The sequence below is a fragment of the Paraburkholderia sp. 2C genome, assembly GCF_054589215.1.
The window spans coordinates 239,691-260,772 of the sequence record NZ_BAAILL010000032.1; the positions used below are offsets into that span (position 1 = coordinate 239,691).

Genomic DNA, 21,082 nt, shown 5'->3' on the forward strand with positions numbered 1-21,082 from the left:
CTTCAGGAAAGTGCGTCACCGCGTCACATCGCACCGCGGCTCGGCGTGAGGCCGTTCAAAAGTAATGCATGGATAGCCGGAGCGCCCAGACTGCCAGCGCGAGCAGCACCGCCCATGTGATCAAGGCGCCGATAAGCTGCATTGTAAATTTCGGCCGTTCGATACCGAAGGCGTGCACGATACGCCCGACGATATAGACTGCGCCGAGCCCTTGAAGCCATGGCCGCGAGCCGCCCGCATATTCCAGCAGCGCCATCAGGATCAGTACAAACGGCGTATATTCAACGAAGTTGGCATGGGCGCGCATGCGCGCCAGCAACGACGGAATGCCGAGGTCCCCCACCCCGCCGGGACCGTTCAGACGAATGCGCACACAGCGATAGGCGAGCCAGAGATTGACCAGCGAGAGGGCACCGGCAAAGCCGAGTGAGGTGGGCAGCGGCATGGTGGGAATTCGTCATGTAATCGCGACGCAAGCCGGTCGGCATGCAGGCAGGGGCAAGTGGCTTTAGAAGATATATGCCATCTAAATATGGGTCAAGCGGGTGCGGGGAATTTCGCCGGTGGTGTCATCGATTCGCACTTGCGGCGATGGCTGTATGCGAACGGTCAGGGAGCGTGGCGCTGGAACGTTGGGAACAAACCATGCGTGATCAGCGTTACCTCATTGAAGGGAGACGTGCGATGAACCACTCGCTGAAACTCCGGCCGCTGCTTGTTGCGTCCGTGTTGGCGTCGGTGCTCGCGTGCGCGCTCGCCGGCTGTGCCGCTGGCGGCGGCACGCAGCAAAGCGCGCGCACGCATCTGAGCCCCGCGCAATGCCGCGACCTTACCGCGCTGCGAAACAAGGAACCCCTCACACGTCAGCGCAACCTGAGCCAACTGGCTGCCCTCGAAGCAGCGGGTTACAACCCGTCCTGGGGCTTCGATCCTTACTATCCGGCCGATCTGCAAGCGGCACAGCAACGGGTCGACCAGTGGTATGCGACGGATTGCCAGCAGGTGCAGCAGCCGGATTGAGGTTGCAACGCGTTCGAGCGGCGATCCGAATGCGTCAAGCGTTCCGGATCGATCCGCGCGCTCGATGGAATCAGGCGCACGTCGCACCGGGCACCGCGCCCATAAGCCAAACCATGCGCCCGATCGCCGCGCGATCCACCTTCCCCTGCTCGGTGAGCGGCACATCCTGTGCGGCCACCACATTCACCGCTCGCGCAACGTTCACACCGCACGTCGCTTCAAGCTTGCGCGAACAATGGCCCGTATCGATCCGCTTGCCTGGCCACGGCACCGCCACGGCGTTCCACACATATCCGCGCGTGCGGTCTTCTGTCGCCACCGCTACCGCATAGCGCACTTCGGGCAGTGCACACAACTGCGACTCGATTTGCGCCGGCCCGATGTCGGCGCCATCGATCGTCGCCACATCGGCCGCACGTCCGAGCACATGCAAACAGCCCTTCCCGTCGACGAAACCCACGTCGCCTGTCACGCACCAGCCGTCGTTAAACTTGCGCGCTTCCTCGACCGGCTGGTGGTAATAGCCTTGCGCCACCGCCGCGGATTTCACTTCGATGCCGCCCACCTGTCCATCGTTTGCGACCGTACCGTCCGCGCGGCGAATGCGCACCGCGACGTCGGGCCGGAGGCGCCCCGCGCTCTGCAGCTGGCCCGGATCCGACAGATAGTCCGAAGGCGAAAGCACGCTTACCAGCCCCGCTTCGCTCGCACCATACATATGCGTGAGCACCGGCCCAAACCGGGCGATCGCGCGGCGCCGCAAGATCGCCGGCGCCGATCCGCCGATATGCGCGATCGAGCGCAGCGAAGAAAGATCGCGTCGGCGCGCGTCGGGGTGATCCATCATGTCGAACAGTTGCGGCTCGACCAGCAGCACATCGGTGATGCGCTCCGCTTCGATCGTCTCGAGCGTGTGGGCCGCATCGTGGCGAGGCTTCAACACAACCGTGCCGCCACCCATCAACGTGCCGTCGACGAGCACCTGCGACAGATACGCCAGCGCACCATTGACCAGCTGACGACGATCCCCGCGACTCGGCGCGCTCACCAGCATCGAATACGCGGCGAAGCTGCGCCGGCTCGCTTTAGGCACGCCGGTCGAGCCGCCTGACGAGACCACGACCGCGAGATCGTCGGGCATCGCACAACTGCGCATCGGCAGCGCGGACTGAACGCGTACCAGCTGGTCGAAACGCGAACCCGCGGGCCCCGTATCGACATGGACGACACGTACCTCGACGTCCACGGGCACAAGATGCGCCGTCTGCGCGAAAGCGATCAGTAGGGTGGGTTGCAAGCGCGCGACAAACGCTGCGCGATGCTCCGCCGACGCAATGGCGGGCAGATACATCGACGCGGCACCGAGCAGATTCGCCGCGTAACGAATGGCGAGTGCGTCAGGGCAATTGGGCGCGAAGAGCGCAACGAGCGAACCGCGCCCGATGCCGAGCGTCGCAAGCGCGCGAGCGTGACGATAGATTGAAGCGCGAAATGCGTGACCCGTTACGTCTTCGTCGAGATAGCGCAGCACCGTGCCACTCGCACGTTTCTCCAACTGGTCGAGCAGAAGATCGACGTAGGGCCGAAACGCCGCGTTTTCCCCCGCTTCCATGACTGCCCCCTCGTTGACAAGCGATGGATGCAGTGTGCCCGTGAATAATGAGGGAAGAATGAGCGGCTTGACCGCTCGAACGGCAAGCTTACTGGTCGGCCCGTTCCACGCGGTCGCGCCCGTTTCGTTTGGCGCGATATAAAGCGGCGTCGGCAAGGCTATACGCCGTATCGAAATCGGTTCCTTGCTGGTTCGCGCTGACCCCGAAGCTTGCCGTCACGCGACGGTTCACAGGCGGCGCAAAGGCATAGCTGCCGATCGCTTGCCGCATGCTTTCGGCCAGCACGCGCGCATCGGCCGGATCGCATCTGGGCAGCAGCACGGTGAATTCCTCTCCGCCCACCCGGCCGACCAGACCCTTTTCGCCGACTATCCGGCGCAGACACTCCACCACGCCCATAATGACCCGATCGCCGGTGGGATGACCAAAATCGTCGTTGATGCGTTTGAACTCGTCGATATCGAGCACGACCATCACCGCACTGCTGGTCTGCAGGACTTTCGTCGTCCGCTCGATCACCGCACTGCGGTTGAACACGCCCGTCAACGGATCGCGAGTCGCGCGATACGCGAGCTGCTGCGCAAGCGCCTGCATCTCGCGTTCGGCGCGGTCGCTGCGCCCGATCAGGCGCCTTGTCTCGCGCATCAGGCGCTCGAAGTGCGCGATCAGCTCCCCTAGCGACTGCCGGTAACCGAGCTCGCCCACATCGGCATTCGCATGTATGCTGCGCGCCTTTTCCAGCGCGCAATTCTCGTTCTGGAAGAGATCCGGCACGTCGCCCAGAGAGGCATCCGCAGAGGAGATCCTGGACACTTTATTGTCCTTGGTGAGAGACCGGGCGATCGGTGAATTCGATGGCGTGAAAATCGGACTTCAGTTCTTCGCCAAACTCGGCAATGGTTTCGTCTTCTTCGTCGCGATACCAGTTCATCAGAACGCGGTTGCCCAACTGTGCCGCGACATCGAGCGCATCGAACATGCTGAACAGCATCTTGGTGCTCGAGCTGTTGAAGTAGGTCAGCACGACATCGATGGTGATTGTCGCGTCGACACACCCGGCGAGATACGTTCGCAATTGCTCGATGACAGGCGCATAAAACGCCGCCGCATTCTCGGGATACGACTCACCCCTCAATAACAGCGCGTGCTGGTCGAAGCGGAAATCGACTTCCGGAGAGGTCGCCGTTGCGGCAATGTACAGGTTATCCATGGCGCTCGTACGCCTCCTTTAGATGATGGCCTTGAGGCAAAACAGCGTGGTGTCAGGATCGTCGGCGCGCGGGTGAAACGAGAATTCGAGCGGCGCGCAGGCGTCGCGCGCCATCGTCAGAAAACCCAACCCTGCGCCTTTGCTTTCCTCGGGAGTCTCGGCTCGCAGCGAGACCTTGTACGCCTGCTTGATTTCTTCCAGAGACATGTTGCGCAGCGGTTCGAGCTTGGTGCGCAGATGCTCGACGTCGGCGGTTGCAATCGGGTTGACGCAGAGCATCAGATGTCGCTCGCCATCCTTTCTGATGCATACCGCGCCTTCACGAATGGCGCCGCCGTTCTGACTGTCCGGTTGCAGCGCATTCGACGAATAGTGCACGATGTTCTGCGACAGCTCGACGAACGCCGAAAAGAGCTTGCGCCGCGTCGGGCCGTTCACGCCCGCGACTTCCAGTTGCAGCCTCATCACCTCGCCCATCGAGGCGACGATGTTATGGGAAAAGTAGCCCTTGTGATAAAAGAGCACGTTGCGCCGCTGCGCAAGGTCGTAGAAGGCGCTGTCCTGTTCGGGTATGGAAGACATGCTTGTTTTTTATTCGCTAAACACGGGCACAAAATAAAGTGACGTCATCGCGGCGCGCTTGCGCGCCTTGCCATTCGCCAAGCGAGCGCCGCAGGTTTTCACAGCTTGCCGACGCCGATTCCGCGCGGTGCTGCGCGATCAGACTCAAGGCACGGCGCCGCCCGAACGAGATATGTTTCGATCCGCCAATCTGATCGATAAGGCCATCGGTGCAAACGAACAGCAGACTGCCGGGCGGCAGCGAGACGGTTCGCAAATGCCATTCATAGTCGACGAGGCTGTCGACATAGCCGACGCCCATGCGATCGCCGGCAATCGTTTCGAATTGCCCGGCATCGGGCAAAAGCACGTTGAGCGCGATACGCGCGCCGGCAAACTGCAATTGACGTTGCGACGCGTCGAACCAGAAGAACGCGGCATCGAGTCCGTCGTTGGATTGAGACGCTTCCGCTGTACCGTTCGCTTGCCCCATCAACGCCTTGACGTTGCGATTCACTGCCGCCAGCAAAGCGGCAGGATCGCGCGGCCCGATCTGTTCGAGCGCCTGCGACAGCGATGCGGAGGCCAGCAGCGTCATGAAAGCGCCGGGCACGCCATGCCCAGTGCAATCGGCCACGGCACCGAACCAGCCGTCGGAGAACGAGGCGAAATGATAAAAATCGCCGCCCACCACATCGCGCGGCTCCCACACTAGCGAAGCATCCGGCAGCATTGCCGACAACGTGTCGCGTGATGCGCGCAGCATCGCGCGCTGGATCACGCTCGCATATTCGATGCTCTGCATAATCTGGCGGTTTTTCTCCGCCTGCATTTCCGCTACCGCGCCAAGCAGTTGCAAGCCGCTGCCCAATCCGGCGAACTGGCCGTCTCGCGTCACGATGAAACCATCGATTAGCGCCTTTTCGCCAACCTCGACAGTTTTGAATGTCAGCGCTTCGATGCTCATGTCCGCGTCGACAACGAGCGGCTCCTTGTCCATAAACGCGACACAGCTTTTCTTATCGTAAAGCTCGCGATGAAAAGGCTTGCTCATCTGCGACAGGAAAATATCGCGATTGATAAGCCCGATTGGACGATCGTCTTCCGTGACGGCGAGACTTGCCATATCGCGACGCGAAGAGAAGATTTGCATGACTAGCGAATTAGGATCGTCCGAACGGACCGCCGGCACCTCCTGACACAGTTCCCCGGCAGACCGTGGATCCCGTTGCGCGCCGGAACGGCGAAACCGCGAAAACGCTGGATGCATGATGAGGCTAGCCAATCGTGAATGGATGCCAGCACGCTAATAGTTCAACGTGTACTGTGCGTGACAGAAATTATGTCTGGCATAGCCGCTCATGGTAACGCCGTTTTATCGCCACATCCAAGCCATATATAGAGAAATTGCTTAAAATGCGATGCGCGCACGGCGCTAATTTGTAATGCAGTAATACGCAAACGTTTCACATGCCGATTAATCGCGAGTCAGCGATTTAAGCTAGGCTAAAGCTTAACGAAAATGCCCGACCGCTGCGGCTCTTGATACGAACCGGATCCCGGTCGACCGGGCTTGGCCGACCGCGGCTGAGGCAGAAAATTAGTTGCATGAGCATCGCGGCAAACGTTATCACGTGCTTTGCGGCGCGGGAAGTGCCGACTTCCGCGTCGCATCCCTTGATATGAAAGCTCGTCGGAATATCACGCGTCGCGACGTGCACCGATCGCGCGTCGTTATACTCTAAGGGTTTTCACATCACGGGGCTTAACTACAGCGTCTCAACTTTTCCCGACAGGCACCGTTAACCAATCACGCGTTATTGTCGTAGCCATCACACGGGAGACAAATAATTGTCGCGCGACAATTCGCAGGTGCTCAGGTGACGAAGTCCTTTGAATCATTCAGCATGCCGCAGGGAAAGCTGGCCAATTGGCTCGTCTACCCTGGGAGAGACACGCCGTTAGCGATTCGCGCGGCGCTCGTTTCCACGCTATTCGGCACCTTGCCGATTTTCCTCGGTGGAGTGTTCAACACCATCGCGGTCGCCGCGGCGCTCGCGTATCGTCATCCGAGCCCGCTGTTCCTGTTCTGGCTATTCTCGGAGATCGCGGTTTGTCTCGCGCGTCTTGTCCTGCTGATGCTTTCGCATCGGCGCGCGCAACAGGGCAAGCCCACGCCGACGGACCTGTACATTCTTCTGGCGCCGCTATGGGGCGCGACCGTCGGCTATGGCGCGCTGATCAGCGCCACCAGCGGCGACTGGGTGGCGGCCACGCTGTCCTTTCTTTCCGCCGCCGCCATGGTGGGCGGCATCTGTTTTCGAAACTTCGCCGCACCGCGCCTCGTCGCGATCATGATTTTCCTGTCGCTCGGGCCATGCTGTATCGGTGCCGTGCTGTCCGGCGAACCCGTGCTGCTGCTGACGCTGGTCCAGATCCCGTTTTATCTGTTCGCGATGAGCGTCGCCGCGAAAAAACTGAACGTGATGCTGATATCCACGATGGAGGCCGAGCGCGAGAACGACCGCCGCGCACGCCACGATGGCCTGACCGGACTGCTCAACCGCGCGGGCCTGTTCCACGCGGCGACCTGCGAGCTCGCCGAGACGGCTCATAAAGGGGCAGGCGCACCTGTTTTCTACCTCGACCTCGATGGCTTTAAAGCGGTCAACGACGCTTATGGACACGAGTGCGGCGACAAGCTGCTCATCCAGGTCGCGTCGAGACTTCGGCAACTCGCGGGGCCCAACGCCCTCGTGGCCCGCATGGGAGGCGACGAATTCGTGATCGTCGATCAACCACCCTACGCCATGGAGCCGCACGCGTTTGCGAACTGCGTAATCGCGGAGATCGAAAGGCCATTTCATCTGACCGACGACGTCACGGTCAGAATCGGCGCGAGCATTGGGATTGCTTCGGTGACGGGTGACGGTAGCGCGATAGACACCGTCCTCGAATCGGCGGACGTCGCGATGTATGAGGCGAAACGCAACAAGAAGAAGCGCGAACTCGCCACTTGATGCCCCCTTAAAGCAAATCCGACCGCAGATCCCGCACTCCCCTTCCAAGCCGTTGACGCAACAGCGCACGCAACGTCGCGCCATCGCCATACCCCACTTCAGCCGCGATCGTTTCGACATCGAGCCCACTACTGCGAATCAGCGACTGCGCGTGCTCCACACGCAAATCCTGAAAGTACGCAAGCGGCGACTTGCCTAACACCTCCTGGCAACGCCGCTGCAACGAGCGCGAACTCGTCGCGAGCGCACTCGCGGCTGCTTGCAACGAAAACCCCGTCTTCAGATTTTCGCGCGACCACTGCTCGAATCGTTTGATCAGCGGGTCCGCCTGCGCGAGATGGTTGGGGATGATATACGCGGCCTGATTCGAACGGATATCCGCGAGCAGATAACGCGAAACCAGCGTGGCAAGTTCGGGACTCGCCGTACGTATGAGCCACAGTGCGAGATCGAGATGCCCCATCGCCGCGCCCGCCGTCACACCGATATCGGTCGGCACCAGCATACGGGATTCGTCGAGGCTCACTGCCGGATAACGTTGCCTGAAAAACGGAGCAAGCGGCCAGTTGGTCGTCGCTTCGCGACCATCCAGAATGCCCGCGTCCGCAATCAGAAACGTCGCGATACATGAAGCGGCCACCCGAACGCCCTTCGCGCGCCATTCGTTCAACTGCGCCTTGGCGTCGATCACGTCGGGCCTCTCGAGCGAAGCCAGCACCTCCTCAGGCGACGGCGTGACGAGCGCAGGAACGATCACCCAGTCGGGCTTTCGCCGCGACTCCGTCGCCGGTTGCACGGGTATCGCGAAGCCGTGATTCGAACGCACTTTCTTGCGCACGCCGACGACCGATACATCGAAGCGCGGTGTCCCCCCCATCGTTTTGGCGGCGACCTTGTTCGCCACCCCGAACGCATCGAGTGTGCAGGACAGGCCGGTATCGAACAAGCCATCAAGTGCGAGCACTGAAATTCGCATGGCGTAAATGCCCCTAAAGTTGTCGTTTATGACTGTACCAGCCAGGGAGCGCGATGACTACACTCGTCCTTGTCGTACATCGCAATCAACCCATTGTCGACAAGGCAGTCGATACGTCACCGAGGAGATTCCCATGAAGGTTCTAGCCGTTGGATCGATCGTCAAACCCGTTACGCCGGAACAGCGTCAACAGATCATGCCGCGCGAAGTGCCCGCCACGCTCCAGCTCTATCTGGACGGCAAGGTCGAGCAGTACTGGTATCGCCAGGATGCACCCGGCGTGGTTTTTCTGATGGACGTGGAGTCCGTCGACGATGCGAAAGCCACCGTGCATTCACTGCCGCTCGCGGCCGAAGGCTTTGCGGAGTTCGAACTGATTCCGATGGGTCCGCTCGCGCCGCTCGGCATGCTGATCCAGGGCAAGTAACCAGGTCCGGCACGGTTAGAGACAGACGCGTCATATGCCGCGGGCTCGACGAAATCGACACCGCGGCAAAAGGAGTACATGTGGATCAACGGCTTTTGGTTTTGGCATTCGGTATGTTCGCGCTCGGCACCGACAACTTCGTCATGGCTGGCGTATTGCCCGAGATCGCACGCAGCTTCGATGTCAGCATCGGAGCCGCCGGACAGATGACGACGGTCTATTCCGTTACGTATGCGGTGCTTGCACCGGTGATCGCCACGCTTGCCGCCCAGATTCCGCGCAAGCATCTGCTGCTCATTGGCCTTGCCACATTCGTCATGGCGAACCTCGGCACCGCGTTCGCACCGAGCTTCGGTTTCGCGCTCGCCACACGTGCCTTGGCAGGCCTCGGCGCAGCTATCTACTCGCCGACTGCAACGGGCTCCGCGCCGATGATCGTCGCGCCCGAGGTGCTCGGCGCGACGACGGGCGGCATGCTCGGCGCCGCGGGAATCCGGATGTTCGGCGGTCACGCATTGGGGTACGCTGGAGCGGTATTCGTCGCTGCTTCGCTGATCGTTTCCGAGCTCGCCGCGCGCAAGATACACGCCGCGAAACGGCAAAGCGCGCCGGGCGAAAGCCCGACCGCCGTCAAGACACAATTGTCCGAACGGGCAACAGCCTAACGTAGGCTCAACAGCTGGAGAAAGGCATGATCGATACAGCAAAGGTTGAACAGCACTATGGGCAGGCCAGTTTGATCGAACGCCTGCGCACTGCGCTCAAAGCGGACGGTCTCGACGAGAAAACACTCCGTCCGGAAGACCTTGCGCCGCTGGACCAGTTTCATTCCCGCGGTCTGCAAGCCACGGTGGAACTCGCGCAGGCATTGCACATCGACCAGGCGACGCGTGTGATCGATATCGGTTCGGGTCTGGGCGGACCGTCCCGCTACCTGGCCGCCCAGTATGGCTGCAGCGTCTGCGGACTCGACCTGGGCCAGGCCTATGTCGATGCGGCAAGATTCCTCGCGGGGCTAACGGGGCTTGCCGATCGCGTCAATTACACGTGTGGAAATGCGCTCTCGCTTCCTTTCGAAGCCGAATCGTTCGATGTCGCGTGGACGCAGCATGTGGCGATGAACATCGCGGACCGCGCGACGCTGTATCGCGAGGCGTTTCGCGTACTGCGGCCGGGCGGCCGCTTTGCGATATTCGATGTGGTCGCGGCGTCGGGCGAGCCTTTGCACTATCCGCTTCCGTGGTCGGCCACACCCGAGACGAGTTTCCTTGTAACCGCAGACCGCATGCGCAGCCTGCTGCTCGAGCAGCAGTTCAAGGTCGTCTCATGGGCCGACAGCACCGACGCCGCCATCGAATGGTTTGCGGAAGTGCAGAAAGCGCGCGCAGCGATGGCCGCCAAGCCCGCGCTTGGGCTTCATATCGTGATGGGGCCCGGGTTCGCCGAGATGACGAAGAATCTGGCCCGCAATCTGAGCGAAGGAAGAGCGGCGTTGATACAGGCGATCGTTGCCAAGCCTTGAACCGGCCTTGGCACCTCGCCCGGCCACGCGACCGTTATGCGACGCCTCAGCTAGCTCGCCAACCACGGCGGGTGTGCTGCCGACCCACCTGCCGGCAACACCGCGCCGTCGCGCGCACCGCGTCCGTACGCTCGTCGCTCTTCGCTCCTCGCTCTTCGCAAAGACGATTTCGCCGCGCGCACCGTAATCGATCGCCGAGCCCGCGCCCGAGTCCGAGCCCGACGGCGACCAGAAAAACGAAGCAGCGATTTCATTGATCGACGTTCGACGGTTCGAACCGGACCGTGACTGATCCAGAGCGGCAACGCAGTGTCGCGCACGTTCACGAAGATGAACCCGATGCCGGTGCGCAGGTGCCGGCGGCAAACGTTGCGATCGCGGGTATGCAAGTGGTGACGGTCGATGCGAATACGCCTGCGGTGAACGTGGTGACCGCTTGAACGACGGATGGGGCCGCCGCTTAAAGCATGTCCTCGTGCCGGCAGTTGATGAGCAACTCCGCCATGCTCGCGGAGTTCGGCAGTTCGATCGTGTTGGCGATAATCGTCGCGATATCGTGAGGCTGCGTCATCGCCGATGGCTCGAGGTCCGCAAGACTCGCTGCCATATCCGTATTGACGAATCCAGGGCACACGGCCGTCGCGCGTACGCCATGGTCCCAGCCCGCGCGCCTCACCGCGTGCGTCAGCGAGATCGCCGCGTGCTTCGACATCGGGTAACCGACGTTGAGGTTTTTTACGCGTTTCCCGGATAGCGACGCGATCTGGACAAAACGCCCGGCGCCTGCGCGTTTCAGATGCGTAAGCGCGGCCTGCACGAGCCGGAACGGCGCCTTGACATTGATGTCGAGCGTTTCCTCGAGCAAATCATCGGTGCCGTTGTCGAACGAGATCATCTTGCAGATGCCCGCGTTGCTGACCAATACGTCAAGACGGCCGAACTGCCCGATCGTCGCGTTCACCCATTGCCGGCCCGCATCCTTATCTCGTGCTTCATAGGCGCATACGAACGCGTCCAGGTCGTTGTCGAATAAAGCCGGCTCACGCATTCCCAGCGAAAGCCGATATCCGCGCCGGTGCAACTCGAGCGCGATCGCGCGGCCGATGCCGCGGTTTGCGCCGGAAATCATCGCCACTTTGGTCATCGGTTGCTTCCTTTCGTGAGGGGCTTCCCGCGCTGCGCGTCAGAAGCCAGCGTCGATCGTGATCTTCGTGCCGTCGCTAAAGCGGCTCAGGCGAAAAGCATGCGGATCGACAATCGGCGCATCGCCGTTGACGAGATCCGCCATCAGCCGGCCCGCGCCCGGTCCTATTCCGAAGCCGTGGCCCGAAAAGCCCGTGCCGATAAACAGACCGGGCACGCGCTCGACCGGCGAAATGATCGGGATAGCATCGGGCGTCACGTCGATGTAGCCGGCCCAGCGTTGGGCGATACGCGCATCGGCGAGCTTCGGAAAGACGCTGACGAACTCGCGCAGGCCGTTATCGACATACGGAACGACGGGCTCGGGGTCGAGCGTGCGCACGGCTTCGAACAGGGTCGGGCGATCGAGCGGCCAGTGGCGCGGCCGTTTCAGTTCGTCGAAGAAGCGTTTGCCGAAGTGAATCTGCAGCGCGCCCATCTGGCTTTTCAGCGCCTCGAGGTACTTGAAGAACAGTCGAAACGAATCGGGAGTCAGGTCCGTATGCGTGCGCATGCCGTATGCGACCGTATAGCCGCCGTCCGCGCGCTTTCTGAACGCGAATTCCTCGTTGTTTGCACTGCATGTCGGGCCGCCTTCGAGCGGCTCGGTACGCAGCACCGACGCGCGCGTCAGCAGTTGCGGCAAATCGACGCCAAGATTGCCGCAGAAATACCGCGTCCACGCGCCACCCGCGACGACGACCGCCTGGCAGCGTATTGTCCCGTGCTCGGTGACCACCGCACTCACGCGCGCGCCGCTCGTCTCGACGCCACGCACCGCGCACGGCGTGAGAATCTTTACGCCGCGGCGGCGCAGCGCATTCGCTATCGCGGGCGCGGCTTTTTGCGGCTCGGCACGCGCGTCGCTCGGCGTAAAGATGCCGCCGCGATAACTACGCGACGCACCCGGCAGCAGTTGCGAAATCGCGCTCGTGTCGACTTCGCGCGTATCGAGCCCATCGCCCGCGATCTCTCGCGCGCGCGCCAGCCAGTCGCTATGACGTTCGAGCGTTTTTTGATCGTCGGACACATAGAGAATGCCGCACTCGTTGAAGCCGGTGTCGATGCCAAGCGCGCGATCGAGCGTGCGCCAGATCTTCAGGCTCTCGATGCTCAGCAACAACTCGCGCGGATCGCGCCGCGTGACGCGCACCCAGCCCCAGTTGCGGCTCGACTGTTCGCCCGCTATATGGCCCTTCTCGCAGAGTGCGACCCGCAGGCCCTTGTCACTCAGATGAAGCGCGGTCGATACACCGATAATGCCGCCGCCTATCACGACGACATCGGTCTCTTCCGGTATCTGGATATCGTCGGCGACGATGTCGACTTGCGGTCCCATGATGATGTGTCGTTGTGCGTTATATGGATGGTGTCAGTGGTGCCGCTCGGCGACGGCGGCCGCGGCAGCCTGCGATTGCAGCGCCTGCGCGCGCCGCGACGGTCGCGCCGCGCGGTGGCCGGTGCGCATGTTCGGATTCGCAAAGCGGTTGGTCCAGCGGTCGATATGATTGATCGCATGCGTGAGTGGCACCGTGATCAGCAGATAAACCACCCCCGCGGCTACGAGTGGCGACAGATTCGCGGTGTTCACCGCGGTATTCTGGCCGATCGTAAACAGATCGCGTTGCGACGTAAGGAGCCCGAGAAAATAAACGAGGCTCGAATCCTTGACAATCGCGATGAACTGATTCGCCAGCGCCGGCAGGATGCGCCGGATGCCTTGCGGCACGATCACGTAGCGCATGCTGCTCCAGTACGTCATGCCGAGTGCCAGGCTCGCATACAACTGGCCATGGCCGACGCTCTGAATGCCGGAGCGGAAAATTTCGGCAATATAGGCCGATGAAATCAACGCGAGCGCAACGATCGCGAGCGGATACGGATTAGGTCCGAACAACGCCAGTCCGACCGGCGCAAGCCCTTGTCCGACCACGAGAATCACGAGCGCCGCCGGCAGGCCGCGAAACACGTCGATATAAATCCGCGCGGGCAGCATGAGCCACCGTATATTCGACACGGTCATCAGCGCAAGCACGAGGCCCGCGATAATGCCGAGCACGGTCGAGAACACCGAGAGAATCAGCGTATTCACGAGACCCGTGCCGAGCAGGCTCGGCAGCGAATCGATCAGCAGCGGCCAGTCGAGGAAGTTCTGCAAAAAGGCGTCCATATGCGCGCGCTCCGGAAAAGCGTGGTCGACTGAAGTCCGTCCCGTCTTACGGCCTCTCGTGTGCCGCCCGGTTGCCCGATCAGGTGCCCGCTTTCATCTCATACGGCGGCAGGCTTGTGGGTTTCGGGTAGCCAGGATGGAATTGCAGATAGAGCTTCATCCATGTGCCGTCGGCGACGAGTTCGCCCAGCGTCTTGTTGAGCGCGGCCTCGAGTTTCGTATTGCCTTTATGGACCGGAAAGCCGGCCGGCAAGTTCACCGCGGAGATGTCGAGCTTGTCCGCGATGTTCATCTGCGGGTATTTGCTTTGCAAGCCTTCGACGAGCGTCTTGTCGACAAAGTAACCGTCGATGTATTTATTGCGCAGCGCGAGGAAACCTGCATTCAGGTTCGGAAAGCGCACGATCTGCGCGCCCGGCAGGTAGCTCGATGAGTAGGTGTCTTCGATCGTGCCTTGAATGACCCCGATGCGTTTTTCCTTAACGGACCCAGCGTCGCCTGAAATAGTGCTGCCCGGCAAGGTGGCGACGCTCAGCAGTCCGGTCAGATACCCTTCGGAAAAATCGACCATCTTGAGCCGGTCCTTCGTGATCGAGATCGATCCCGCGGCAAGGTCGATCTGCTGGTTTGCGACGCTCGGCAGCAATCCCGAGAAGTCCTGTGCACGAAAGTCGGCAGTAAGGCCGAGCTTTGCCGCGATCGCGCGAATCAGCTCGACGTCGAAGCCGGTCATCTTGCCATTGTCGATATACGAATACGGCTTGTTGTTCGCATCGACGCCGGCGACGATCTTGCCCGGCGTCAGCGTTCCCACATCCTCGGCATGGGCAGCCGATACCGCGGCAACGCACAACGACAGCGCCATCGCAAGACAGCGTGCAAAGTGACTGAAACGCATGATGAGGCTCCTCCCGAAAGAAACGGTGGTGAACGAAACCAGGCCCGGCTGACGGTTGCGCAAGCCATGCTCATGGTTGTTTCGATCGACGCTCAGGACAACGCGGCGCGTACGCGGCCGCGCCACATGTCGTCGAGCTGGTAAAGCGCGCTGCCGAGCGGCACGGCAAGCTGCCTTGCCATGCCCGCGCCGCTCAACGGAAATGACCCTTCGCCGAACGCACCGGCGTCGCGCTCGATGCCGAGCATGTGCTTCGCGATGCGATGACCGAGATAGCTCATCAGTGCGACGCCATTGCCGTTGCAGCCGAGCGCATAGTGAATGCCGTCGTGCGAGCCCGTATGCGCGAGCTTGTCGCTCGTCATGGCGACATAACCCTTCCACGCATGCGTGATCCGGACGTCGCGCAGCGCCGGCCACAATTGCACGAGCTTCGCGTACAGATGGCGCGCCGCGCCGCGTTCGTCGAGTTCGCGTATGGCGGGCCGCGCGCCGAAAATCATTCGCGTGCCATCCGGCGACGGACGCGTATAGAAAAGATTGCGCTTCGAATCGCTGATCATCCGTCGCCCCGGGTTGAGCGCATCCATGAGACCGGCCGGCAGCGGCTCGGTCGCGATCTGATAGCTCGCAACCGGCAGCACGCGGCGCGCGAAGAAAGGCAGCAGGCGCCCCGTGTAGCCGTTAGTCGCAACCAGCACGTGCTTCGCATCGAGTGTGCCGCGACGCGTATGCACGCGAAATCGTGCGCCATCGGGTGTCAGCGCCGCGGTTCTTTCAATGCGCTCTACTTCGGCATGCGAATGCAATGTTGCGCCGCGGCACCGTGCGAGCTCGCGCAACGCGCGGTGATATTTCGCCGTATGCAGACCGCCGTATTCGTCGACGAGAATGCCGCCATAGTAGTAGTCGGAACCGACAATCGCGCGCTGCGCGTCACGTTCGATCACATGAACGGTCACACCGGTCTTCTCGCCTAGCAATTGGCCCTGGCGTCGCAACTCGTTGAAATGGCCCGGAGTGAAAGCGCCGAAAAAGCGGCCGGTGATGTGCAGATCGGCGTCGAGCTTCTCGCCGATAACGAGCTTCTGCAGATAGTCGAAGCTCGCCATCGATTCATGCATCAGTCGTACAAGCCGCTCGGCGGATACGCCGCGAATCGCGTTCGTCAACGCCAGCTTCTGTCCGCTCGAGACCATGCCGCCGCTACGCGTGCTGCCGCCCGCACCGATTTCGGCCGCATCGAGCACGGCCACGCGCGCGCCGTGCAGCGCGGCTTGTGCGGCAGCCGACAGACCGCAGTAGCCGCTGCCGATGATCGCGACGTCGACGCTGGCCGGCAGCGGCAGCAGCGCGCTTTCAGGCGGCGCGGCGTCCCACCAGTAAGGGGCGCAGCGAAAGGCTTCATGGAACAGCAAGGCGTCAGGGCGCATGGGCTTGCTTCGAGCGGGGTGCCGGGCGTGAGCAGCGGGGTTGGGGCCAGTCTAGATTTACGCAGGTCATCCGGTCAAATAGCGCCAAAAAGGGCTTCTATTCATTTCTGATATGGCAAGCTAGCGGTTCAATGCGCCGTCAGTAGCGGAGGATGGATGAATCTCAGGCAGGTCGAAGCATTTCGCCTCGTCATGCTGCGAGGCTCGATGACAGCCGCGGCAAAAGAGCTGGGCACCTCGCAGCCGAGCATCAGCCGCCTGATCGCGGAACTGGAAGCGGCCACCGGCCTTGCGCTGTTCGCGCGCATCGGCGGCCGCATTCGCGCGACCGATGCGGGTAGCGCTTTCTATCGTGAAGTCGACCGCAGCTTCGTGGGGCTCGAGAAGCTCGAGCATTCGGCGCGCGAGATTCGCCAGCTTGGCACCGGGCGTCTGCGTATCGTTGCGGCGCCGGTGCTCGCCCTTTCGTTCCTGCCGGTGGTGATCGAGCGATTTCTTGCCGCGTATCCGCGCGTGATCGTATCGCTCGAAATGCGCAGTGAAGGGACCATTCAACGGTGGGTGTCGTCCGCATACTGCGACGTCGGGTTTGCGACGGTGACGCCCGATGCGTTCGGCGTGACGAGCGCCGACCTCTACCGGCTGCCGGGGCTCTGCGCGCTGCCGGTCAAGCATCCGCTCGCGGCGCACGCAAGCATCGATGCAAGCGATCTGCGCGGCGAACGCCTGATCCTGCCTTCATACGCGGACGACACGCGTGCGCCGCTCGACCGCGTCTTGCGGCCCGCCGGCGCGGACCAGGTGCCCGTGGTGGAAACGCCTTATGGCGCGACGATCTGTGCATTGGTATCGCGCGGCCTCGGCATCGGTATCGTGAACCCGCTCGCGGCGCTCGATGCGAACCCGCGCCGTATTGCATTCAGGCCGTTTACGCCGGCCATCCTGTTCCGCGGGTTCACGTTGTGTCCGCAACTGCAGCAGGCGAACCCCGTGGTGGAGACTTTTCTGGAACTGGTCCGTAAAACGATGGAGCGCGAGATCGGTGCGCTGCGTGACGGACGAGTCGATTCGCGGTCGCGGCGTTGCCGCTAAGCGCCGTCAGGCGACTTTCAGCGTCGCGAAGCGCGGCACTCGCTTCGCGTTCTTCGTGTTTGTCGCATGCTTCGCGTCAAGCGCTCAGTTTGCGATGCCAAGGATCAGCCGGCACGGGCCCTAACGGATTTCATCGCCCGCTCTAGATTTCGATGCCGATCTCGTGCAGATAGGGCATTGACGGCGCCGCGCCGGCGCGCGTCACACAGGTCGCCGCGGCTGCCTGCGCGAACGCGACCGCGCGCGGCCCCGACGCGCCGGCGACGATGGCGGAAAAGCGCCGGCGAACGTATCGCCGGCACCGGTCGTGTCGAGCGCGGTCACGGCGGCAGCCGGAAAGAATTCGACCTGCGCGCCGGCTTCGTCGGAGAAATACGCGACTACGCCGCGCGCGCCGAGCGTGACGAGAACGTGAGGCGCGCCGGCGTCGTGCAGCGCGCGTGCGATTTTGATCGCGTCGTCGATCGAATCGAGCGAACGCCCGGCAAGCGCCGCGGCTTCCACTTCGTTTACAACGAGGTAATCGACCTGCCGCAGCAGCCGCGTAGGCAACGCGCTCTGCACAGGCGACGCATTGAAAAGGACGGGAATATCGAACCGTTCCGCAGTCGAGAGCACGCTCTCGACCGTCGCGAGCGGAACGGTCAGGTCGCACACGATCATGCGCGCGACAGTGAGCATCTGAAGATTGCGGGCCACGAGTTCCGGCGTCAGATCGCCATTGCTGCCCTGCACCGTGACGATCGAATTGTTGCCGGCTTCGTCGATCACGACCATCGCGATACCGCTGGCGGCGTGTTCGCTGACGGCGACGCCCGAGCAATCGATCCCTTCGGCCTCGAGGCTCGCCATCAGCCGGGCACCGAATTCGTCATTCCCGACGCAGGCAATCAGGGCGACCTGTGCGCCGAGCCGCGCCGCCGCAATCGCCTGGTTTCCGCCCTTGCCGCCGGGCGCCACGAGAAACCGGCTCCCCTTCAGGGTTTCGCCCGGTCGCGGGAAGCGCGGCACGTACGTCGCGAGATCCATGTTCACGCTCCCGACGACAACAATGCGCGGCAACGGATCGTCTCTCATCTGATTCGTTCTAAAGGTCGCTGATCGGCTTCGCGGTCAAGCCGGCACGCCCTCGGCCGGTTCGCCGCCGCGGGCCCCATCGCACTGATGCGAAGGATAACGCTTTCCTGAACGAAATGATTCTGCGGGAGGCCCGGCGGGCAGCCAGGGCTTACCCGCCGCCACCTTCAGGCGGATTATTCAGGCGGGATTCAGGCGGTAACCTGTAGAAGGATGTCGTCGCCATCCATCGGCGCGCGAATGCCGCGCAGGTCATGCACGCGAACAGCCTCGCCGAGCCCCTGCGCCGCCGACGCAAAGCCGACGGCCACCACTTTCGCGCCCGCCGCGATGCCGGCCTCGATGCCGGCCGGCGCGTCTTCGAACACCACGCTATGGCGCGCGTCGAATTCCATGCGCCGCGCCGCGAGTTCGAACCCGTCCGGCGCGGGCTTGCCGCGCACGACGTCTTCGGCGCTGATCAGCAAATGCGGCGCCGGCAGGCCGGCCGCCGCGAGGCGCCTTTGCGCAAGCGCGCGATCGGCCGACGTCACGACGGCCCAGCGGTGGGGCGGCAACGCGCGCAGCAGTTCGCCCGCGCCCGGAATCTCGACGATGCCTTCGGTGTCCTCGTACTCGCGCTGCATCAGCGCGACCGTATCCGCTTCGACGTCGGTACCGGCCGGCGCGAGCGCCCACAGCGTGTCGATCGTGCGCCGCCCTTGCGCCGCGCGGATCACGAGCGAAGGATCGAGCCCATAGCGGTTCGCCCACTCCGTGTACGCGCGGTGCATCGGCGCACGGGAATCGAGCAACGTGCCGTCCATATCGAACAGCACACATTTACAGCGCAAAAAGTCCAATTGTCGATGCATTGAGTCGTGTCTTCGAAAATATCAACGGGCTTTTAGCGAGCCATGCAGCATGGGCGGCATCAGCTCGCGATCAGCCATTCAATGCCGGCGTTGTCGGCGGCGAGGCGCGCGGCCTGCGGCAACTCGTTATCGCAGACCCAGATCGAGACACGCGCGAACGGCACGATCGAGACGAAACCGCCTTGCCCCCACTTCGTGCTGTCCGCGATCGCGCATACGTCGCGGCTGCGTTCGATGGCCGCATGCTTGAGCTGCGTTTCGAACTGGTTCGCGGGGGTCCATCCGGCCTCGAGGTCGATGCCGCGCGCGCCCATGAAAAACAGATCGAAATGCAGTTGCCCGACCTGCCAAAGCCACCGGCCCCACGGTGGCGAGCCCGTTGCGATACAGCTCGCCGCCGATCAGATGCACATCGTACGCGGGATGCCCGGCCAGTTCCATCGCCAGATTGATGCCATGCGTGACGATCGATAGCTGGTTCACATCGGGCAGCCCTTCGCGTAGGCGGCGCGCGAGTTCCATGGCCGTCGTGCCGGAGTCGAGGTAGACCACCACGCCGTTGCGGATCAGCGCCGCAGCCTGCCGCCCGATGCGCTGCTTCTGCGTTTGCCTTTGCCCTTCGCGGGCGCGCAGCGGATAGTCGATTTCGGAATCGACGAGCACCGCGCCGCCGTGCACGCGGCGCAGCCGGCCCTGCTCTTCGAGCACCTGCAGGTCGCGCCGCACCGTCATTGGCGACAACGCGAATGGCGGTGCGAGGTCGGTCACCCGACGCTGTCCGCCTTTGGCCAGCGCGTCGAGAATCAGCTCGCGGCGGTGGTGGGCCAGTGCGCTATCCGTTGTGGTTTTCTCAGGCGCGGGCATCGAATCCGGGTCCGAAATGCGGCCACGAAAACGCATGCCGCGCGGGTTATCCACAGGCTATTTTAATCCGTCGGCCATTAACGGGCGTTTCCGCCTGCCCAGGCTGCCCCGCCTGACCGTAGTAGGCGCCGGCGCCATGCTTGCGCAGATAGTGTTTGCGGATCAGCGTTTCCTTGATCGGCGGCGCGACCGGATTGATCGTGCGCGTCAGATAAGCCATCTGCGCGATCTCTTCGAGCACGCGGCTGTTGTACACGGCCTTCTGCGCGGTCTGCGATGCGCGGACTGTTCCCGGCTCGACGCCACCGTTGCCGGTTGCATCGCTTTAGCGCTTTAGCGCTCTAGCGAGTGGCGGCGTATCGAGGCGCGGTCATAAATCGGGCATCACCTGCAATAACGGTGTAGGCCTGACGGCGATGTATCCGGTGAACGGCCGATCGTGCGCGAGGATCAGCAGCATGGCCGCGGCGAGACCCGCGGAAAAAAGTCCGACCGCCACCGCGGATCCAAGCCGGTTGTGACAATGAACAAGCGCGACGGTGACCTGAAGGCAGATGCCGAGAAAGATCAGCGACAGCCACTTGACCTGGTTCACTTCCGAGCGGCTCACGAGAATACGTTGACGGCGAGCCTCGAGCGCCTGTTCCACATACAAGGCCGCCTCGCGCTGCGCGGTCTGCTGCCCCGGCGATTCAAGCGTCAACGACAGCGCGAGCTGAAGCGCCTTGTTCAGCTCAGGCGGACTGATTTTAAGCGTCACGTCGCCTCGGGCCATCATCGGCCATTCTTCGTTGACGACGTGCTCGATGTGCTCCCTGACGAGCGCCCGGATCTGGTTGCGTGCATCTTCCGGCAAGACGGCGGACACGATCACAACCGATCGGAGCGCACTGGCTTCCGCGGCGACCGCAGCCGTGGCGCGCTCGGTATCGGTCCAGACCTGCGCAGCGGTAAACGCGACGAGCAGACCGAAGATCACGCCGATCGGCGACAACAGGCCCGGTGAAACCGTCATCCACGATCGCCCATGCGGGCCGGCGGCAAGCCGGCCGGTGACGACGTGAATCAGTGCTCCCACAAGGAAGCTGGCGGCGAAAGAGAAGATCGCCATTTGCCATATTGGAAGATTGTGTAACCACATATCGATCATTGGCGCATCCTCC

Annotated in this window: 24 protein-coding genes and 1 pseudogene; 7 read left to right on the forward strand and 18 right to left on the reverse strand. The window is 62.5% G+C overall.

The features are described from left to right. Nucleotides 1–55: 55 nt before the first annotated feature. Nucleotides 56–445, reverse strand: coding sequence for an MAPEG family protein (locus ACYPXD_RS09245; RefSeq protein ID WP_459710046.1), 390 nt, complete (start codon nt 443–445; stop codon nt 56–58). Nucleotides 446–684: 239 nt separating this feature from the next. Here ACYPXD_RS09245 and ACYPXD_RS09250 point away from each other — a divergent pair, with 239 nt between their 5' ends. After that, nucleotides 685–1,020 carry a DUF4148 domain-containing protein gene (locus ACYPXD_RS09250; RefSeq protein ID WP_459710049.1) on the forward strand — a complete coding sequence of 112 codons (336 nt, stop codon included), beginning with the start codon at nt 685–687 and terminating at the stop codon, nt 1,018–1,020. A gap of 70 nt (nt 1,021–1,090) precedes the next feature. On the opposite strand, the gene ACYPXD_RS09255 is transcribed toward ACYPXD_RS09250, so the two are convergent. The 5 genes from ACYPXD_RS09255 to ACYPXD_RS09275 all read right to left on the reverse strand — a co-directional run bounded on the left by ACYPXD_RS09255 (nt 1,091) and on the right by ACYPXD_RS09275 (nt 5,557). Then, nucleotides 1,091–2,632, reverse strand: coding sequence for a class I adenylate-forming enzyme family protein (locus tag ACYPXD_RS09255; protein WP_459710052.1), 1,542 nt, complete (start codon nt 2,630–2,632; stop codon nt 1,091–1,093). Nucleotides 2,633–2,720: 88 nt separating this feature from the next. Beyond that, the gene (locus ACYPXD_RS09260; protein WP_459710054.1) at nt 2,721–3,446 is read right to left on the reverse strand and encodes a GGDEF domain-containing protein; all 726 of its coding nucleotides are present in this window, start codon (nt 3,444–3,446) and stop codon (nt 2,721–2,723) included. A gap of 1 nt (nt 3,447) precedes the next feature. Continuing rightward, nucleotides 3,448–3,843: a DUF1987 domain-containing protein gene (locus ACYPXD_RS09265; RefSeq protein WP_459710057.1), complete on the reverse strand. Its 396-nt coding sequence runs from the start codon at nt 3,841–3,843 to the stop codon at nt 3,448–3,450. A gap of 18 nt (nt 3,844–3,861) precedes the next feature. After that, nucleotides 3,862–4,425: a SiaB family protein kinase gene (locus ACYPXD_RS09270; RefSeq protein ID WP_459710059.1), complete on the reverse strand. Its 564-nt coding sequence runs from the start codon at nt 4,423–4,425 to the stop codon at nt 3,862–3,864. Between the two features lie 16 nt (nt 4,426–4,441). Next, nucleotides 4,442–5,557 carry a SpoIIE family protein phosphatase gene (locus tag ACYPXD_RS09275; protein ID WP_459710061.1) on the reverse strand — a complete coding sequence of 372 codons (1,116 nt, stop codon included), beginning with the start codon at nt 5,555–5,557 and terminating at the stop codon, nt 4,442–4,444. Between the two features lie 727 nt (nt 5,558–6,284). On the opposite strand from ACYPXD_RS09275, the gene ACYPXD_RS09280 reads away from it, so the two are divergent. Beyond that, on the forward strand, nt 6,285–7,424 hold the full coding sequence (locus ACYPXD_RS09280; RefSeq protein ID WP_459710063.1) for a diguanylate cyclase domain-containing protein: 1,140 nt from the start codon (nt 6,285–6,287) through the stop codon (nt 7,422–7,424). A 7-nt stretch (nt 7,425–7,431) separates the two neighbouring features. Here ACYPXD_RS09280 and ACYPXD_RS09285 read toward each other — a convergent pair whose 3' ends face one another. Further along, the gene (locus ACYPXD_RS09285; protein WP_459710067.1) at nt 7,432–8,400 is read right to left on the reverse strand and encodes a GlxA family transcriptional regulator; all 969 of its coding nucleotides are present in this window, start codon (nt 8,398–8,400) and stop codon (nt 7,432–7,434) included. A 133-nt stretch (nt 8,401–8,533) separates the two neighbouring features. Between ACYPXD_RS09285 and ACYPXD_RS09290 the strand changes: the two genes are divergently transcribed. The 4 genes from ACYPXD_RS09290 to ACYPXD_RS09305 all read left to right on the forward strand — a co-directional run bounded on the left by ACYPXD_RS09290 (nt 8,534) and on the right by ACYPXD_RS09305 (nt 10,789). Then, nucleotides 8,534–8,827 (forward strand): hypothetical protein, encoded by a 294-nt coding sequence (locus ACYPXD_RS09290; RefSeq protein ID WP_459710069.1) that lies wholly within the window; start codon nt 8,534–8,536, stop codon nt 8,825–8,827. Nucleotides 8,828–8,907: 80 nt separating this feature from the next. Then, entirely contained in the window at nt 8,908–9,492 is a 585-nt protein-coding gene (locus ACYPXD_RS09295; RefSeq protein ID WP_459710071.1) for an MFS transporter, read from the forward strand. A gap of 26 nt (nt 9,493–9,518) precedes the next feature. Next, nucleotides 9,519–10,349: a class I SAM-dependent methyltransferase gene (locus tag ACYPXD_RS09300; RefSeq protein ID WP_459710073.1), complete on the forward strand. Its 831-nt coding sequence runs from the start codon at nt 9,519–9,521 to the stop codon at nt 10,347–10,349. A 284-nt stretch (nt 10,350–10,633) separates the two neighbouring features. Further along, nucleotides 10,634–10,789 carry a hypothetical protein gene (locus ACYPXD_RS09305; RefSeq protein ID WP_459710075.1) on the forward strand — a complete coding sequence of 52 codons (156 nt, stop codon included), beginning with the start codon at nt 10,634–10,636 and terminating at the stop codon, nt 10,787–10,789. A gap of 20 nt (nt 10,790–10,809) precedes the next feature. Here ACYPXD_RS09305 and ACYPXD_RS09310 read toward each other — a convergent pair whose 3' ends face one another. The 5 genes from ACYPXD_RS09310 to ACYPXD_RS09330 form a co-directional block, all read right to left on the reverse strand. Next, nucleotides 10,810–11,493 carry an SDR family NAD(P)-dependent oxidoreductase gene (locus ACYPXD_RS09310; RefSeq protein ID WP_459710077.1) on the reverse strand — a complete coding sequence of 228 codons (684 nt, stop codon included), beginning with the start codon at nt 11,491–11,493 and terminating at the stop codon, nt 10,810–10,812. 39 nt (nt 11,494–11,532) lie between these two features. Beyond that, the gene (locus tag ACYPXD_RS09315; RefSeq protein ID WP_459710079.1) at nt 11,533–12,870 is read right to left on the reverse strand and encodes an NAD(P)/FAD-dependent oxidoreductase; all 1,338 of its coding nucleotides are present in this window, start codon (nt 12,868–12,870) and stop codon (nt 11,533–11,535) included. A gap of 33 nt (nt 12,871–12,903) precedes the next feature. Next, nucleotides 12,904–13,701: an amino acid ABC transporter permease gene (locus ACYPXD_RS09320; RefSeq protein WP_459710081.1), complete on the reverse strand. Its 798-nt coding sequence runs from the start codon at nt 13,699–13,701 to the stop codon at nt 12,904–12,906. Nucleotides 13,702–13,780: 79 nt separating this feature from the next. Next, on the reverse strand, nt 13,781–14,599 hold the full coding sequence (locus ACYPXD_RS09325) for an ABC transporter substrate-binding protein (protein ID WP_459710083.1): 819 nt from the start codon (nt 14,597–14,599) through the stop codon (nt 13,781–13,783). Between the two features lie 92 nt (nt 14,600–14,691). After that, complete coding sequence (locus ACYPXD_RS09330) at nt 14,692–16,032, reverse strand: NAD(P)/FAD-dependent oxidoreductase (protein WP_459710085.1); 1,341 nt, start codon at nt 16,030–16,032, stop codon at nt 14,692–14,694. Nucleotides 16,033–16,188: 156 nt separating this feature from the next. Here ACYPXD_RS09330 and ACYPXD_RS09335 point away from each other — a divergent pair, with 156 nt between their 5' ends. Continuing rightward, complete coding sequence (locus ACYPXD_RS09335; RefSeq protein WP_459710087.1) at nt 16,189–17,124, forward strand: LysR substrate-binding domain-containing protein; 936 nt, start codon at nt 16,189–16,191, stop codon at nt 17,122–17,124. A 201-nt stretch (nt 17,125–17,325) separates the two neighbouring features. Here ACYPXD_RS09335 and ACYPXD_RS09340 read toward each other — a convergent pair whose 3' ends face one another. The 6 genes and pseudogenes from ACYPXD_RS09340 to ACYPXD_RS09365 form a co-directional block, all read right to left on the reverse strand. Further along, nucleotides 17,326–18,153, reverse strand: coding sequence for a ribokinase (locus ACYPXD_RS09340; RefSeq protein ID WP_459710090.1), 828 nt, complete (start codon nt 18,151–18,153; stop codon nt 17,326–17,328). 239 nt (nt 18,154–18,392) lie between these two features. Continuing rightward, on the reverse strand, nt 18,393–19,055 hold the full coding sequence (locus ACYPXD_RS09345) for an HAD-IA family hydrolase (protein WP_459710093.1): 663 nt from the start codon (nt 19,053–19,055) through the stop codon (nt 18,393–18,395). Nucleotides 19,056–19,114: 59 nt separating this feature from the next. Beyond that, complete coding sequence (locus ACYPXD_RS09350; RefSeq protein ID WP_459710095.1) at nt 19,115–19,369, reverse strand: hypothetical protein; 255 nt, start codon at nt 19,367–19,369, stop codon at nt 19,115–19,117. 94 nt (nt 19,370–19,463) lie between these two features. Continuing rightward, nucleotides 19,464–19,955: pseudogene (locus ACYPXD_RS09355) on the reverse strand (DeoR/GlpR family DNA-binding transcription regulator); the annotation flags it as partial. A 10-nt stretch (nt 19,956–19,965) separates the two neighbouring features. After that, a complete protein-coding gene (locus ACYPXD_RS09360) occupies nt 19,966–20,175 on the reverse strand; it encodes a hypothetical protein (protein ID WP_459710097.1) in 210 nt (69 codons plus the stop codon). 114 nt (nt 20,176–20,289) lie between these two features. Further along, complete coding sequence (locus ACYPXD_RS09365; protein WP_459710099.1) at nt 20,290–21,030, reverse strand: bestrophin-like domain; 741 nt, start codon at nt 21,028–21,030, stop codon at nt 20,290–20,292. Nucleotides 21,031–21,082 lie beyond the last annotated feature (52 nt).